At 74.6% G+C, this 16495-nt stretch carries 13 protein-coding genes; 3 read left to right on the top strand and 10 right to left on the bottom strand.

The genetic code is table 11. The features are described from left to right. Positions 1-14 precede the first annotated feature (14 nt). The 5 genes from ABD340_RS28615 to ABD340_RS28595 are packed head-to-tail and all read right to left on the bottom strand — an operon-like array spanning position 15 to position 6402. Positions 15-1175 (bottom strand): glycosyltransferase, encoded by a 1161-nt coding sequence (locus tag ABD340_RS28615; RefSeq protein WP_344593063.1) that lies wholly within the window; start codon positions 1173-1175, stop codon positions 15-17. After that, the gene (locus ABD340_RS28610; protein ID WP_344593062.1) at positions 1172-1903 is read right to left on the bottom strand and encodes a polysaccharide deacetylase family protein; all 732 of its coding nucleotides are present in this window, start codon (positions 1901-1903) and stop codon (positions 1172-1174) included. Before ABD340_RS28610 ends, ABD340_RS28615 begins: the two co-directional genes overlap by 4 nt. Continuing rightward, entirely contained in the window at positions 1881-3500 is a 1620-nt protein-coding gene (locus ABD340_RS28605; protein WP_344593061.1) for a lipid II flippase MurJ, read from the bottom strand. Before ABD340_RS28605 ends, ABD340_RS28610 begins: the two co-directional genes overlap by 23 nt. After that, a complete protein-coding gene (locus tag ABD340_RS28600) occupies positions 3497-4873 on the bottom strand; it encodes an O-antigen ligase family protein (protein WP_344593060.1) in 1377 nt (458 codons plus the stop codon). Before ABD340_RS28600 ends, ABD340_RS28605 begins: the two co-directional genes overlap by 4 nt. Continuing rightward, complete coding sequence (locus ABD340_RS28595) at positions 4870-6402, bottom strand: sugar transferase (protein ID WP_344593059.1); 1533 nt, start codon at positions 6400-6402, stop codon at positions 4870-4872. Before ABD340_RS28595 ends, ABD340_RS28600 begins: the two co-directional genes overlap by 4 nt. A 301-nt stretch (positions 6403-6703) precedes the next feature. Between ABD340_RS28595 and ABD340_RS28590 the strand changes: the two genes are divergently transcribed. Further along, a complete protein-coding gene (locus ABD340_RS28590; protein ID WP_344593058.1) occupies positions 6704-7717 on the top strand; it encodes a matrixin family metalloprotease in 1014 nt (337 codons plus the stop codon). Here the strand turns inward: ABD340_RS28590 and ABD340_RS28585 are convergent. The 5 genes from ABD340_RS28585 to ABD340_RS28565 all read right to left on the bottom strand — a co-directional run bounded on the left by ABD340_RS28585 (position 7686) and on the right by ABD340_RS28565 (position 13912). Further along, positions 7686-8807: a glycosyltransferase gene (locus tag ABD340_RS28585; RefSeq protein ID WP_344593057.1), complete on the bottom strand. Its 1122-nt coding sequence runs from the start codon at positions 8805-8807 to the stop codon at positions 7686-7688. The genes ABD340_RS28590 and ABD340_RS28585 overlap by 32 nt on opposite strands. Next, positions 8804-9535 carry a DUF2334 domain-containing protein gene (locus ABD340_RS28580; protein WP_344593055.1) on the bottom strand — a complete coding sequence of 244 codons (732 nt, stop codon included), beginning with the start codon at positions 9533-9535 and terminating at the stop codon, positions 8804-8806. Before ABD340_RS28580 ends, ABD340_RS28585 begins: the two co-directional genes overlap by 4 nt. Positions 9536-9609: 74 nt before the next feature. Next, entirely contained in the window at positions 9610-10728 is a 1119-nt protein-coding gene (locus ABD340_RS28575) for a glycosyltransferase family 4 protein (RefSeq protein ID WP_344593053.1), read from the bottom strand. 108 nt (positions 10729-10836) lie between these two features. Continuing rightward, positions 10837-12738: a hypothetical protein gene (locus ABD340_RS28570; RefSeq protein ID WP_344593052.1), complete on the bottom strand. Its 1902-nt coding sequence runs from the start codon at positions 12736-12738 to the stop codon at positions 10837-10839. 217 nt (positions 12739-12955) lie between these two features. Beyond that, positions 12956-13912 (bottom strand): GlxA family transcriptional regulator, encoded by a 957-nt coding sequence (locus ABD340_RS28565; protein WP_344593051.1) that lies wholly within the window; start codon positions 13910-13912, stop codon positions 12956-12958. A 94-nt stretch (positions 13913-14006) separates the two neighbouring features. On the opposite strand from ABD340_RS28565, the gene ABD340_RS28560 reads away from it, so the two are divergent. Both ABD340_RS28560 and ABD340_RS28555 read left to right on the top strand, forming a co-directional pair. After that, positions 14007-15284, top strand: coding sequence for an MFS transporter (locus ABD340_RS28560; RefSeq protein WP_344593049.1), 1278 nt, complete (start codon positions 14007-14009; stop codon positions 15282-15284). A gap of 114 nt (positions 15285-15398) precedes the next feature. After that, complete coding sequence (locus tag ABD340_RS28555) at positions 15399-16421, top strand: alcohol dehydrogenase catalytic domain-containing protein (RefSeq protein ID WP_344593047.1); 1023 nt, start codon at positions 15399-15401, stop codon at positions 16419-16421. The last annotated feature ends 74 nt before the right edge of the window (positions 16422-16495 follow it).

The following is a 16495-nucleotide window of genomic DNA, read 5'->3' as shown; positions in this document are numbered from 1 at the left end:
CGCGGGCGTGCCTGTCAGGTGGCCGCGCGGGTCTTTGCGATGAGCACGCCGTCGGATACGGGCCGGACCGCTGCCGGGCCGTCGTGGTAGAGGTCGATGAGCTGGTGGACGCGGGCGTGCACGGAGTAGTGCTCGACCGCCGGGGGCGGCGGCCCGTGCGGCGCCCCCGGCAGCGGCACCTGCGGGAGGGAGTCGATGGCGGAGCTCCAAGCCGCGAGCCGCGCGGGCAGCTTCCGGGCGCCGGGCGCCATGCGCGGCGGCAGGTCGTCCAGGGCGGGGCAGGTGGCGTAGAGCACGGGGAGCCCGGACGCCAGCGCCTCCAGGACGCCGAGCCCGAAGGTCTCCTGGGTGGAGGGGGCGGCGTACGCGTCCATCGCCGCGAGCATCCCGGCGACGTCGCCGGTGTCGCCCGCGAAGACCGTGCGCCCGCCGACGCCGACCCGCTCGGCCAGTTCCTCCAGTGCGGGACGGGCCGGGCCCGCCCCCACGACGAGCAGCCGCCCGTCCCGTTTCGCCCGCGCGAACGCCTTGATCAGCGCGTCGACGCGCTTGCCGGGCACCAGGCGTCCGGTGGTCCCGACGACGAACTCGTCGGGTGCGATCCCCAGCGCGCGGCGCGTCGCGGCCCGGCTCTCCGGGACGAACGCGAAGGCGGCGGGGTCGATGCCGTTGGTGATGGTGACCAGGCGTTCCGGCCGTAGACCCCAGTCCCGCAGCCGCCGTGCGACCGTGGGGGACACCGCGACGGTGGCGTCGCCGAGCTGTTCGGTCGCCCGATACAGCATGCGAACGCCGGCCGTCGTGCGACGCCCTTCGATATGGCCGTCGCCAAGGGAGTGCTCGGTGGCGATGATGTACGGCGTCCCGGCCAAGCGGGCGGCCACACGTCCAAAGACGCACGCGCGGTACAAGTGCGTGTGTACGACGTCGTACCGGCCCCAGCGGATGAGCCGGACGAGCCGTGGCAGCGCCTTCACATCACGGTTGCTCCGCATACCGATCTCATGGACCGGGATGCCCTCGGCCCGGATGCCCTCGGCCAGGGTCCCGCCACGCGTGAGGACGGCCACCTCGCACTCGACGACGTCCTTGGGCATATGACGCAGCAGCAGCGCCAGTTGCCGTTCGGCGCCGCCGTACTCCAGCCCCGTGATGATGTGAAGGACTCGCGTCATACCCGGACCAGCCACTGCAACTCGTGCCGGACGACCTTGGCGCGCAGCCGCAGCCCCCGGTCGCGCTCCCCGACATAGGTCCGGGCCAGCGCGTGCCGGCTCGGCTCGTCCGGACGGATGGCGCAGGCGTAGTCGTACCCGGCGATCCTGACCTCCGTCACGTCCCTGGGGCTGACATGGCCGTAGGGGTAGGCGAACCCCGTCACCGGCCGCTGGACGATCTCCTCCAGGGCGAAGCGGCTCTGCTGCAGCTCGTCCCGTACCTCCTCGGCGGGCGCCCCGGGAAGGGACACGTGCCGCACGCCGTGGGAGGCGACCTCCATGCCGAAGTCGGCGACGGCGCGGAGCTGGCCCGCCGTCATCAGCGGCTTGGGCGGCCCGGAGTCCCAGGTGTTGTACTGGCCGACGTGCCCGGCCACCGCGAACACCGTCGCCGTGAACCCGAACCGCACCAGCGCGGGCACCGCCCGGGTGGCGAAGTCGGCGTAGCCGTCGTCGAAGGTCAGGCCCACCAGCCCGCGGGTGCCGCGCTCGGCGTGCGCGCGCAGCAGCTCGCCCACGCTCACGCCGCGCAGCCTGCGCGACTGCAACCAGCGGAGCTGCCGTTCGAAGCGCTCCGGCGTGACGGTCACCAGATGCGGGTCGCGGTCGTAGTGGTCGACCGAGTGGTACATCAGGACCATCGGCATCCCGGTCAGCGGATGCTCAGGGTTCTCGGGGTGATTCACGAGGCTTCCTTCTGCCATTGGTGAGAGAGCCGAGCGGCCCGGCCGCGCGGGCGCGGCCGCGTACGGCCAGGGCCAGCGCGGCGGCGAACACCACGGTGATCACCGCGAGACCGCCGCCGACCTGGTAGAGCGGGTGGGCGTCCGCCGGGACGAGCGGCACCGGGCCCGCGAACCCGCCCGTGGCGGCCAGGCCCGCGACGCAGGCGGCGGACGCGGCCGCCAGCAGCGCGGCGATGTCGCCGCCGACCGCGCGCGCGGACACCGGCGCGACCCGCCTGCGGACGAGGTACAGCAGCGCCACCGCGGCGACCGTGATCCCGGCGGCGTTGGCGGCGGCCAGCGCGCCGGTGCCGCCGGCGCCGACCAGGGCGGCGCCGAGCGCGCCGGTCACGGCCAGCCCGGCGGCCATGGCCAGGACGGGCTGCCAGACGGGCCGGGCGCGGGCGAAGAAGGCGCGGGCGGCGACGCCCACCATCGCCTGCCCCCACACGCCCAGCACGTAGATCCGCAGGATCAGCGCGGTCCGCTCGCCGTCGGCCGCGGTGAACCGGCCGTGCTGGAACAGCAGCGCGACGATCTGCGGGGCGAGCGCGATCAGGCACGCGGTCGCGTACAGCACGATGCCGCTGACCACGACCAGGTCGGACTCGACGCGGCGGCGCACCCGCTCCCGGTCCCCGCCGGCCGACGCCCGGGCCAGCCGCGGGAAGGTCACCGTCACCAGCAGCAGCGAGGCCACCATCGGCACCTGGCCCACCTTCTGCGCGTAGTTGAGGTGGGAGATCGACCCGGCGGCCAGGCCGGAGCCGAGGAAGCGCTCGATGAAGACCTGCGACTGCCGGGTCAGCGTGTAGACGACGATCGGCGCGGCCGCCGCCAGCGTCACCACTGAAGTGCCGGGTGCCGCCGCGACCTTCGAGGGCCGGGGCCGCGGCCGGCGGCCCGCGCGCAGGCACCGGACGAACGCCGGGACCTGCACGGCCACCATGAGCAGCCCGCCGCACGCCACCCCGAGCGCCGCGCTGGTGATGCCCAGCGGCACCGCGAACGCCGCGACCATCCCCAGGATGCCGAGGTTGTAGGCGAGGTAGATGGAGGCCGGGGGCCCGAACCGGTGGTGCGCCCGCAGCGTCGCGCTCATGAACCCGGCGACCCCGAACGCCAGGACGGTCAGCGCGGTCAGCCGCACGCACCGCGCCGCCGGGACCGGGTCGGCCAGGCCGGGCGCGAGCACGTCCACCAGCGCCGGCGCAGCCAGCACCAGGACCAGCGACGTCATCGCCAGCCCGGCGCACAGCCGCGGCAGCACCGTCGCCACAAGCCTGCCCACCCCGTCCGGCTCGCGCAGCAGCCGCGTCACGACCGGCACCATGAGCAGCGCCATCGCGTCCTCGATCAGCAGCGGCGACACCGTCTCCGGGATCGTCCAGGCGACCAGGAACGCGTCGGTGCCGCTGCTGGCGCCGAACCGGTACGCCATGACCAGGTCGCGCAGGAAGCCCAGCCCGGTGCCGGCCGCGAGGAGCAGCCCGGTCAGCAGGGTCGCGCGGCGGATCGAGCCGTCCCGGACCGGCTGCCGCGCCCCGACCGCGGTCATGACGCCGTGCCCCCGCCCGGTTCCGGCTCCGCGGGGCGGGCGGTGGCGGCGCCCGCGGCGACCAGCCCGAGCGTGATCGCGACGAGCATGCTGCTCGCGCCGCTGACGTCCGCGTACAGGAAGTTGATCAGCAGCCCGGCCAGGAAGCCCGCCCCGGCCAGCCACAGCGGGTCGCGCGGGTCGCGGCGGCGCCACAGCCCGTACAGCAGCGTGCCGAACAGCACCACCTGGCCCACCAGCCCGACCACGCCCTGCTCCGCCACCACCAGCAGGTACTGGCTGTGCGGCGACAGCAGCGCCTGGCGGCGGTAGCCCTTGGCCCGGTCCTGGATCTCGCCCGCCGACGACAGCTCGATCGGCGCGTACGCGTCGCGGTGGGCGGCGAAGTTCTTCACGCCCACGCCGGTGACGGGATGGTCCCCCCACATGCCGCGCGCGGCCGTCCACAGGCTGTAGCGGTCCACGACGGACTGGTCCGGGTCGTCCATCACCGAGGTGATCGACTGCGCGCGGGCGGCCAGCGACGCCCCGCCGCCGTCGGAGCCGGGCCCCAGGCCCAGCCCGCCCACCGCGACGACGGCCAGCGCCGCCGCGACCACCGCCGTGCGCAGCGCCAGCCGGCGGCTGTAGGCCACCAGCACCAGCGCGGCGGCGGCGCCGATGGCGATCCAGCTGCCCCGGCTGAGCGCCAGCACCAGCGCCGTGCCCAGCACCCCCAGCGCCGCCCCGGCGAGCGGACGGACCAGGCGCGGGGCGGGCAAAGCGGTCCCGGCCAGCAGGAACGCCAGCGTGATGACCACGCCGAACCCGGCGACGACCGACAGCGCCATCACGTCCCCGGCGCCGAACGTGCCGACCGCCCGCACCGTCTCGCCCGCGATCGCGGCGCCGTTGCCGGTGAGCGCCTGCCAGATGCCGTGGCACGACTCGATCAGCGCCACCGCGACCACCGCGCCCGCCACGACCAGGCCGTCCGCGCGGTCCCTGACCAGCGTCAGCACGGCCAGCGGGACCAGCACGAAGACCTGCACGATCCGCACGAACCCCGGCATGCTCGACGCGATGTCCTGCGAGCACAGCGTGGCGATCCCGGCCGCCGCGGCCACCGTCCCGAACGCCGGGAGCGTCCACACCGGCGGGGGCTCGACCCGGCGCGCCGCGACCAGCACGGCCGCGACGGCCACCAGCACCACGCCGGCCAGGTCCCCGGCCGAGATCTGCACCGCCGCGGGCCCGCTGAGCGTCTCGATCCTGGTGAACTCGGCCAGCCGGGCGACCATCGCCGCCCCGAGATCCGGCGGCACGCACACGCACAGCGCGGCCGCGGCCACCAGCAGGCTCCGCGACCGCCGCGCCAACCCCGCCGCGTTCACGGGACGTTCCTGGTCAGCACGGCCCGGACGGTCATCAGCAGGATCCTCAGGTCGGCTCCGAACGTCCAGGTGTCGATGTAGCGGTTGTCGAGCCTGACCCGCAGCTCGATCGAGGTGTCCCCGCGCAGCCCGTTGACCTGGGCCCAGCCGGTGATGCCCACCGGCATCCGGTGCCGCAGCGCGTACTCGGGGCAGGTCTCGGAGAACAGCCGGACGAAGTGCGGCCGCTCGGGACGCGGCCCGACCAGGCTCATGTCGCCGCGGATCACGTTCCACAGCTGCGGCAGCTCGTCCAGCGAGGTCTCCCGCAGGAACCGGCCGACCGGGCCCATCCGGGCGTCGCCGTCCACCGACCAGCGGGTGTCGGCCTCGTGGTCGTCGGCCGGGCGCAGCGAGCGGAACTTCAGCAGCGTGAACGTGCGGCCGCCGAGCCCGACGCGGCGCTGCCGGAACAGCACCCCGGGGCCGCCTTCGAGCCGCACGGCCAGCGCGCAGGCCAGCAGCACCGGCCACACCAGCAGCAGCACGACGATGGCCGCGGCCACGTCGAACACCCGCTTGGCGGTCCGCGCCGCCCGCTCGCCCGGCCGCGGGCCGAGGCGCAGGTACGGGACGCCCTCCAGATGCTCCACCGGCGCGCGGCCCGTCCGGGATCCGGCGCGCGCGACGAGCAGGTCCGCCGTCGCCGGCACCAGCAGCGTCTCGCAGGCCAGCGCGGTGCAGACCCGGACCAGCGGGTCCAGCCGGGACCGCGGCACGTCCTCGGCGACGATCACGACGGTGGCGGTGCCGTGCGCCTCCACCGCCCGCCGCAGGTCCAGCGGCCGGCCCAGGACGGGCAGCCCGGCGGCGGGCGGGTCGCCCGGGTCGCCGGCCAGGATCTGGCCCGCCGGGTCCAGCCCGAAGTCGCGGCGCCGGCGCAGGACGGCGGCGACGTGCGCGGAGGCGGGACCGGCGCCGATGAGGATCGTCGGCCGCCCGCGGCGGCGCAGCCTGCGGTACGCCCGCACCGCCGTGTGCACGACCAGCCGTCCCGTCCCGGCGAGCGCGCAGTACAGGCAGGCGATCCAGAACCATGTCGCCGCGGCCTGCGGGAAGCCGGCGCGGAAGGCGGCGCACACGAGGGCCGCCACGAGCGCGGCGCGGACGGCCAGCGCGGGCGCGTCCTCGGCGAGGGAGGGGCGCCGGCGGCACCGGTTGAGCCCGCCCGCGGCGTTCACCGCGACCGCGCAGGCGGCCGCCGCCGGCGTCGCCGCCGCCGGTACCGCGGCCGTCCACGTCACGGCGGCGGCCATGGCGAGCCCGTCGGCGGCGCCGAGCGCGAGCGGGTAGAGCGCGGGAAGCGTCCGCCGCCGGGGCGCCCGGCCGGGACGCGGCGCGGTTTCGCGCGGGACGGGGAGCACCCCCGTCGCCGGCGCGGTCATGGTGAGCGTTTCTCCGCCGTGCCCCTCGGGCCTTTCCCGATGATCGTCCAGATCCCCTTGGACGTCCCCCTCGACGGCGGGGACGCTCAGCCCCTGAGAGCCCATCGCGGTCGTCCTTTCCCAGAGGGGCTAAGCGGCTGCCCGGTCCTGCTGATCCACGCTGATCACGGAATTCTGTCCGGCGTCTACCCGTTGATCGCCAGGACGCCACCAGGACGTCCCAGGGCTTTAACAAAGGCCGACACGCTTTTGAGGACGATCGTGCCGCCGACTGCGAATGATCAGTGGATTTCCCGTTATCGCCGCCGAATTGTGCATATTTCGGCGGCCCTTGTGGGGCGGATTTTGGGCATCGATGGTTTTATCTCGTGAGCCGCGCGCTCAGGAATGCGATGTGCTTTCACACATGCTTCGGATGCGGTCGCTGGCCGTCGCGATGGCGGCCGCCGGTTGCGCCGCCCCGGCACCGCCCGCCCTGGCGGGCCCCGCCGTCGCGGACCGGTGCCGTCCCCTGGAGGCGGGCGCACTGCCCCAGGTGGTGGAACTCGACCGGTGCGACGTGCGCGGAAGAGTGATCAGGGGCGTGAGCGGGGCGGCCGCGACCGTGCCCGCCGACGGCACCTCGGTCACCGCGCGGACGCTGCGCCCCGAGGGCACCGCGGAACTGGAGATCCGGGTGGACGGGAAAGCCCGGACGGCCACCATCGTCGAACGCCCGCCCGAAGCCCGCCCGCACCCGGCCGCCGCACCCCTGCGCGCCTGCTCCGACACCGCCCGCAGGCTCGCCACGGTCCGATGGCCGCGCGGATCGCGGATCGACTGGCACTACTACCAGGGCAGCGCCGCGCACAGCGGGATGCGGCCCGCGCTTGCCGCGACCGCCGTCCGGCGCGGCGTCTCCGGCGCGGTGAACGCCCGCACCGACTGCGTGCGCGGCTCGACGACCTACCGTCCGAAGCCCGACATCGGGCAGCGGTACGCCGGCACCACCCGCGCCTACCCGAACATCGGCGGCCCCGGCGACTGCCGGGACCGCGACGGCGTCAACTCCTTCGGCTATGCCACGCTCTCGACCGTCGACGCCGACGCGCTCGCGGTGACCTGCACCTGGCACGTGGGCGGCACCATCCTGGAGGGCGACATCGCGATCCAGACCAACGGCAAGCGGTGGTGGACGCCCCGCTCACAGCGCCGCGGCAGCGCCCAGCCCGTCCCCGGCTGCCCGGCCGGACGGTACGAGGCCGTCTCCGTCATCACCCACGAGATGCTGCACGTCCTCGGGCTCCAGCACTACGAGGGGGCCCGGCACCAGAACCTCAGCATGAGCCCGTACGTCCGCACCTGCGACGACCGCGCCGCCACCCTGGGACGGGGCGACTACCAGGGCCTCATCGCCCTGTACGGAGCCGATTCTCGCTGACGCAACCGGCCAGGACGTCGAGCATGCCCGCGACGGTCGCGTCCCACGGGAACCCTTCGGCGCGGGCCCGGGCCGTGGCGCGGCGCCGTTCGCGCGACCAGGCCAGCACCTCCTGGACGCCGTCGGCGAACCGCGACGGCACCGGCGGCGCCGCCACCCCCGCGCCCGGGACCAGCAGTTCCGGCGCCGCGCCGCGGTCGGCCGCGACCACCGGCGTCCCGCAGGCCAGCGCCTCCAGCGCCGCCAGCCCGAAGGACTCGACCGGGCAGGTGGCCAGCGCGACGTCGGCGTCCGCGAGCAGCCGGGCGACGTCGGCGCGGTCGGGCACGTGACCGTGGAACCGCGCCCGCAACCCGGCCCGCGCGGCGGCCGCACGCAGCCGGCACGCCTCGGGGCCCTCGCCGACCAGGTCGAGGACGACCGGCACGCCCCGGCGGTGCAACTCGATCGCGGTCGCGACGGCCAGCCCGGGCCACTTCTCCTTCGACAGCCGCCCGAGATGCATCAGCCGCACCTTGCCGCGTTCGGGCGCGCGCGCCGCCTCCGGCCGGAACGTGTCCAGGTCCACGCCGAGCGGGACCAGATGCAGCGCGGGAGCGCCCAGCCGGTCGAACTCGGCCGCGGCGAACGCCGACGTCGCCACGATCGCGTCGAACGCCCGCGCCAGCCCGCCGTTCCAGCGGTCGGTGAGACGCCGCAGCGGGAACCCGTCCGGGACGCGCGGCGCCAGGATCGCGTCCAGCCGCTCGTGCGACAGCAGCACCGAACGCACGCCGTGCCGGCGCGCCCACCGCGCGGCCACGGTCAGCGTCGCCTTGTCCGACACCTCGATCACGTCCGGCCGCAGCCGGGCGAGCGCGCGCAGCACCGGACGCGGGTCCAGGACCAGCCGGTAGCCGGGCGCCACCGACGGCCCCGGCACCGTCACGACGGTGCCGTTCGCGGTGCGATGCCGGCCGTGCTCCCGCCCGGGGACGACCAGCGCGCGCTCATGCCCGGCCGCCGTGTACCCGCGGCCGAGCATGTCCACCGCCGTGCGCAGGCCACCGGAGACGGGGCTGTAGAGATTGGCGAGCTGGACGATCCTCACGCGCCCACCATCGCCCGGTAGGTGAGCGGCCGCCCGTTCGCGGCGAGCGCGAGGTCGACCGCGTCGAGCGCGGCCTCCCGCAACCCGGGCCGCTCCAGGTCGGCCGGATGAAGCGCGATCCGGAACGGCCTGCGCGAGCGGGCCAGCGTCCGCGCCGCGGCGACCATCAGCCGGGCGCCCGCACGCTCGCCCGCGCCGCCCGGCCGGTGCGACAGCGCGGGCATCCGCCGGGAACGTCCCCCGGTGAGGTCGTGCAGCGCCAGGTGGCTCGTCCAGTACGCGAAACCCAGGTCGGCCAGTGCACGCCGGGTGCCGGGGGAGGCGAGCCAGCCCGGCGGGGTGAAACCGACGACCTCGATGCCGGCCGCGTCCAGCGCGTCCCGCCCGGCGCGCAGCAGCCGCCGCGCCTGCGGCTCGGGCAACGCGCAGAACTCGCCCGCGCCGCGTGCCATCACCTGGTTCACCGCCCGCCGCCAGACCGCGCCGCCCGGCACCCGCGCGTGGTGGAAGCCGTGCAGCGAAAGCTCGTGCCCCCGCCCACCGGCCTCGCGCAGCCACCCGACCAGCCCCGCGTCCTCACCGGCCGCAGGCCCGTCCTTGTACGGCCCGGGGATGACCAGCAGCGTGCACGGGACCCCCCGCCGGTCCAGCTCCCCCACCCAGTCCGCGGAGGCGTCCCAGGTAGCGGGCGCCACATCATGCACCGAGACCACGAACGGAAAGCTCATGCTCTGCTTCTGTGGGGGGGACGACCCCCCAGGCCCCCGGCAAGAGCCGGCGCTCATGCCCTCGCTTCGCTCGGTCATGCCGCCTCGCTGGCCGTGGCGCCGCCGAGGACGCCCGAGTAGTGGGCGAGCAGCCGGTCGCAGATCATGTCCCAGCCGCGGCCCCGTACCGAACGCGCCGCGTTCAGGCTCATCAGCCGCCTGGCCAGCGGGTCCGCGACCAGGGCTCCGACCGCCGCGCGCAGGTCGGTGGCGTCGTCGGGAGCGAACAGCAGGCCGTTGTGGCCCGGCCTGACGAGGTCGAGCGGGCCGCCCGCGGCGGGCGCCACCACCGGCACCCCCGCGGCCAGCGCCTCCTGGACGGCCTGGCAGAACGTCTCGTCGGCGCCCGTGTGCACGAACACGTCCAGCGACGCCACCAGCTCCGACAGTTCCCGTCCGGTGCGGAACCCGGTGAACGCGGCGTCGGGCAGGAGCCTGCGCAGCCGGTCCAGCTCGGGTCCGTCGCCGACGACGACCAGCCGGGTGCCCGGGAGGCCCGCCAGGTCGGCCAGCATCCGGGGGCGCTTCTCGGCGGCGAGCCGGCCCACGTACCCGATCAGCGTCTCGCCGTTCGGGGCCAGCCGCGCGCGCAGGTCGTCGGACCGGTGCCGCGGATGGAAGCGCTCCTGGTCCACGCCCCGCGGCCAGAGCGCGAGCCGCGGCACGCCGCGCCGCTCCAGCTCGTCCATGACCGGGGTGGACGGGACGAGCGTCAGATCGGCCCGCGCGTGCAGGCGGCGCAGCCAGTGCCAGACGGCCGGCGAGATGGCGCCCAGGCCGTACCGCCGCACGAACGCGGCGACGTCGGTCTGGAACACCGCGACCGCGGGCACGTCCAGCTCCCGGGCGGCGGCCAGCCCGCCCGCGCCGAGCACGATGGGGGAGGCCAGGTGGACGATGTCGGGGTCGAACTCGCGCACGGTGGCGCGCATCCGTGCGGTCGGGACGCCGAGGGCGAACGACCGGTAGCAGGGGAGGGTGAGCGCGGGGACCGTTCGCACGGCCTGCCCGGCGTAGTGTTCGCGGCCGGGCGCCGGGGCGACCACGAGGACCTCGTGCCCGCGCGCCGCGAGCTGTTCGGTGATGCGGCAGACCGAATTCGTGACCCCGTTGACCCGGGGGAGGAACGACTCGGTCACGATGGTGACCTTCACACCACAGAGAGTGCGGACGGCGTCCGACGCGCGCGTCGCCCCCCGGTACCACTTGACCGAACACTAGGCGAACGTCCGGTTTGTCTGGAGCTTTCGGTCAGCCGCCCTTCAGACGAGGTCGAGGAGACGCGCCAGCGTGTGGGACTTGGTGCCGCCGAGCGCGAGGTCCTTGGCCGCGTAACCGAACAGGTGGTGCATCATCCGATCGCGCAGATCCCGGTACTGGAGGTAGTCGCGCTTGGCGAACAGCTCCGGGGCGTCGAGGTCGGTCGGCACGTGGTACGGCCGCGTCACCAGGACGCGGCCCGCGGCCCCGCCGGTGCCGTTCGCCGTCCCGGACCCGGCGGCGAGCGGCGGCGGCTCGGCGCTCGTGCCGTGATCGGTGAACATGCCCGCGTGGGAGATCCCGAACTCGACGGTGTGCACCGTCCGGGAACGTCCGGTCAGCGGATCGGTGCCGGTCGCGGTGTCGGCGCTGAGGTCCACCGTCGTCGAGTGCGCCAGCTCGAAGGAGTACCGCACCCGCTGCGCGGTGACGACCAGCCGCGGCGCCAGCCCCTCCCAGCCCCGGGGTTCGGCCAGGTCGGGCCGGTTCCCCAGACCGTCGGCCAGGATCCGGGCGAAGGCGTTGTCGACCCCGCCGTCGGCGAGGAACTCCCGCAGCCGCGCCGGGACGACGGGCTCGGCCAGATGCACCTGCGAGGCCAGCCGGATCCGCTCGCCCGGCTCCCCGTCCCGGGCCACCGTGCGGCCCTTGACGGCCAGCAGGAAATCGCCCGCCTCGGCCGAGCTGATCCGGCGGCGCCGCAGCACGATCGCGCGGCGCAGCAGCGCCAGCTCCGGGATGTCGTAATAGGTGTCGGTGCACCGCCGGACGTCCTCGGCCGACATCAGCTCGACGCCTAGCGACTTCAGCTCCTCCGGCCTGGAGTACAGCGCCCGCAGCTTGGCCACCACCGAGACGTGCTGCTCGCCGGAGATGAAGAACTCCGACTCGGCCTCCAGCGCCGTGGCCATCTCCATGCCCGGCCGGAGCAGGTCGCCGAACGCGCGGTAGACCGGACGGCTGGCGCGCAGCGGCTCGCCCACCGCCCACGCCGTCTTGGCGCGCCGCTCCGACGCCTTCAGATCGTCGGCGGTCACCGGGCGCAGGTCGATACGGCCCGATCCGTTTTTCTGCTCGATGCCGCCGCTGAAGTAGGCGGGGGCGTTCGGGCCGGTCTTGGCGTCCCACCACTCGGCCCTGATCCCCGCCTGCGGAAGCGCTTCCACGACGGCCGCCCGGACGGGCACGCCCTCGGGCCGTTCCAGGCCGAGCAGCTTGGCCAGCTGGTTCCAGGTGTAGGACGCCGAGAAGGTGCACACGTTCTGGTCGGGCGGCGGCGTCAGGATGATGACCGTGTCCAGGCCGCGGCCGCCCGGGGCCTCCAGCGTCACCGGGATCAGGTCGTGCGGCACCGCGACGTGCGTGAGGTCCGACAGCACGGTGACCTGGAAGCTCAGGCCGTCGTCAGTGACGCCGTAGCCGTTCACGATCAGGCGGGCCAGGTCTTTGAAGCGGTGGTCGCGGGAGAACAGCGGCGGCGTGACGGTGGGCCGGTTGGACAGGTCCATGCCGAAGACCCGCTCGCGGGCCCGCTCCCGCTGCCGACGCAGGAACGCGGGCGTGCGCTTCTCCTCCTGCTGGAGCGGGTCGGGCGCGGACGCGTCGGGGTGCACGGCGTGCCGGGGCTCGCGGCCGTCCGGGCCGACGGGACCGGCGCCCGTGGCCGCGGACCGCGACGGCGGCGCCGGGTCGGCGGGCGGGGCGGGGACGACGGCACGCCTCCGGTACACCGTCATCCCGCTGATGGGCTCCGCGGCACCCGTACACCGGTAGTAGACGTAGCCGTTGGCCTTGACCTCGGAGCCGATGATCACAGCGTCGCCGGTCGAGGGGGTCCACACCTCCGCGCCGTCCGGGAGCGGTGGGTTGGTCCACCCCACCGGCGCCGGGGTGGAAGTCGGCATGTTCTCTCCCGATTCCATTAACGGAGCGATAAACCCTCGCGGGGATCGATTCCGGTCTGCGCTTCCAGTGTTGCCGATGACGGACACCGGATCGTGATCAGAACCCCGCTACGGCCGGTACTGGCCGCGCTTACGAAAGACGAATCGTCCGCACCCGGAAAGGCGCTCGGTTGTTTCGCCGGTACGGTGCGTTTCCGCGGTGTTTGCGGTCTGCGTGTTATGGACGCGCGGGCTCGGAGAACGCGGCGCGGTACGCGGTCGGGGTGAGCCCGGCCCGCCGGACCAGATGGGCGCGCAGCGAGTCGGCGCTGCCCAGGCCGCTGAGCCGCGCCACCTCGGCGACCGGGAGCGCGGTCGACTCCAGGAGCTCCTTGGCCCGCTCGACCCTGGAGTGCAGCAGCCACTGGAGCGGGGCCATGCCCGTCTCCAAGCCGAACCTGCGGGTCAGCGTGCGGATGCTGACCCGGGCGTGCCCGGCCAGGTCGGTGAGGGTCAGCGGCCGGTCGAGGTTGCGCAGCGCCCACTCGCGGGTGACGGCCAGGGACTGCGCGCCGTCCCCGGCGGGCGGCGGAGCCGCGATGAACTGGGCCTGCCCGCCCTGCCGCCCGGGAGCCATGACGACGTGCCGGGCGACCTCGTTCGCGACGGCCGCGCCGAAATCGGACCGGACGATGTGCAGGCACAGGTCGATGCCCGCCGCCAGGCCTGCCGAGGTGAGCACCGGGCCGTCGTCGACGAACAGCACGCGCGGATCGAGGTCGACAGAGGGGAAGCGGCGGGCGAACTCGTCGGTCCACCGCCAGTAGGTGGTGGCGCGCCGGCCGTCCAGGACCCCGGCCAGGCCGAGCATGAACGCCCCGGTGCAGATCGACACCAGTCGCCGCCCGTCGGCGGCGGCCCCGCGCAGCGCCTCGGCCACCCGCGGGTCGGCCGCCTCCCAGCCGTGCGTGCCGGGCACCACGATCGTGTCGGCCTCGTCGAGGATCTCCAGCCCGTGGCGGACCATGATCTCCACATCGGTGGTGGTGGCGACCGGCCCGGGACGCGGCGTGCAGGTGCGCACCTCGTAATGGGGCCGCCCGCCCGTCTTGGCGCAGCCCAGCACCAGGCCGGGGATCGCGCTGTCGAACGCCACGACCGGCGGCACCAGCAGTACGGCGACACGATGGGTCATGGCCGGATCCTCCGGAAGATTGGCATTTTGGCCACTGTCACAGACGATACGCGATGGAGCAAAGTGGGCGTTCGCGCCCATTCCTGGAGGTTCCGTGTTCCGTCGTCCGCACCGTGCCTGGATCGTGGCCGCGGTGGCGTTCGTCGCCCTGATCGGCGCGGCCGGCTTCCGCGCCGCGCCCGGCGTGCTGATGGTGCCGCTGCAGGACGAGTTCGGCTGGTCGCGGGTGACGACGTCGATTGCCGTCTCGGTCAACCTGGTCCTGTACGGCCTGACCGCCCCGTTCGCCGCCGCGCTCATGGAACGCTTCGGAGTCCGCCGCGTCACCGCGCTGGCACTGGCCCTGGTGGCGGCGGGCAGCGGGCTCACCGTGTTCATGAACGCCGGCTGGCAGCTCGTGCTCTGCTGGGGCGTGCTGATCGGGCTGGGCACCGGATCGATGGCGATGGTGTTCGCCGCGACGGTGGTGGGCCGCTGGTTCGTCCGGCACCGCGGCCTGGTGCTGGGCGTGCTGACCGCGGGCGGCGCCACCGGGCAGCTGGTGTTCCTGCCGCTGCTGGCCTGGCTGTCCGACCGGCACGGCTGGCGGTCGGCGTCGCTGTCGGTCGCGCTCGCCGCGCTGGCCGTGGTGCCGCTGATCCTGCTGGTGATGCGGGAACGTCCCGCCGACGTCGGCCTGCTGCCGTACGGGGCGACCGAACCGGAACCGGAGCAGCCGTCCAAGGGGAACGCCGCCGGAATGGCGCTGGAGGCACTGCGCACGGGAGTGCGCAGCAAGGCGTTCTGGCTGCTGGCCGGGGGCTTCTTCATCTGCGGCGCGTCCACGAACGGGCTGGTCGGCACCCACTTCATCCCGGCCGCGCACGACCACGGCATGCCCGAGACGACCGCCGCGAGCCTGCTCGCCCTGGTCGGGATCTTCGACATCGCCGGCACCGTCGCCTCCGGCTGGCTGACCGACCGGGTCGACAGCCGCAAGCTGCTGGCCTGGTACTACGCGCTCCGCGGGCTGTCACTGCTGACGCTGCCGGTGCTGCTCGGCGACTCGGTGCGGCCCAGCATGCTGGTCTTCGTGATCTTCTACGGGCTGGACTGGGTGGCGACCGTCCCGCCGACGATCGCCCTGGCCCGCGAGGTGTTCGGCCCCGTCCAGGGCACGCTGGTCTTCGGCTGGATCTTCGCCGCGCACCAGCTCGGCGCCGCGGCGGCGGCGGCCGTGGCCGGCCTGATCCGCACCGAACTGGGCTCGTACACCATGGCCTGGTGGGGCGCCGCCGTCCTGTGCCTGTTCGCCGCCGGAATGTCGATGACCATCCGAGCCACCCGCACCGAGCCCGTCCCCACCCCCAGAACCCCCGCCGCGGCCGCCTGACTGGAACACCACCGCGGGTCAGCCGCTGCGTCCTCGGGTCGAGAAAATCATGGGAATGGTTCGTATGTTTGTCTAAGCTGGCCGTGGCAACCCGGCGAACGAAAGGAGGCGCCCATGCGTGCCTACCGCCTTTACGCCCCCCACGATGCCCGTCTCGTTGAGATCGACGAGCCCGAGCCCGGCCTGGGAGAGGTGCTCCTGCGGGTACTCGCCGCCGGCGTCTGCCACTCCGACCTCAACGTGCACGACGGACTGGCCGGCGCGGCATGGGACCTCCCCTACACACTGGGCCACGAGGTGTGCGCCGAGGTGGTGGCGCAGGGGCCGGGAGTCTCCGGGCCGGCGCCCGGAGAACGGGTCCTGGTCCACGGCCCGCTCGGCTGCGGCTCGTGCCGCCGGTGCGCCGCCGGAGACGAGAACATCTGCGTGCGGCGGCCTTCGACGGCGTTCGGGATCGGGCTCGGCACCGACGGCGGGATGGCGGACCTGCTGGTCACCGACGCGCGGCGGCTCGTTCCCGCGGGCGCCCTCGACCCCGTCGCCGCCGCCCCGCTCACCGATGCGGCGCTGACGTCGATGCACGCCGTCTCGTCGTGCCGGCCGCCGGTCGAGGGCGACACCGTCGTCGTCGTGGGCGCGGGCGGGCTCGGCCATCTCGCGATCCAGATCCTGCGCGCGCTCACCGCCGCCACAGTGGTCGCCGTGGACGTCCGTCCGGAGGCTCGCGAGCTCGCGGCCGACTGCGGCGCCCATCACGTCGCCGACGCGGGAGCGGACGTGGACAGGATCGTCCGGAAGGTGTCCGGCGGCCGAGGGGCGGACGCCGTCCTGGACTTCGTGGTCACCCCGCCGACCGTCGAGATGTCCGCGAGCCTGCTCTCCACCGCCGCCGACCTCGTTCTCGTCGGCAGTGGCGGCGGAGAGGTACGGATCAGCAAGCCCGGAACCCTCCCGCCGGACACCCGGGTCTCCGTCCCTTCCTGGGGCACGCGCGACGAGCTGGCCCGCCTCGTCGCTCTCGCCCAGGGCGGCGACATCGCCACCGAGACCACGGCCTTCCCCCTGGACGCCGCCGACACGGCCTTCGCGGAGCTGCGGCGCGGCGGCGTCAGAGGCCGGGCCGTCCTGGTCCCCTGATCGGCCTGCACTTCCTGACCGGCTGAGCCCCCGGCCCCTGGCCGCGTGCGGAAACATCGGAATCGACCCCGAAT

The organism is Actinomadura vinacea, assembly GCF_039532545.1.
Classification (GTDB): Bacteria; Actinomycetota; Actinomycetes; order Streptosporangiales; family Streptosporangiaceae; genus Spirillospora; species Spirillospora vinacea.
This window is presented reverse-complemented; position numbering and strand designations above follow the sequence as displayed.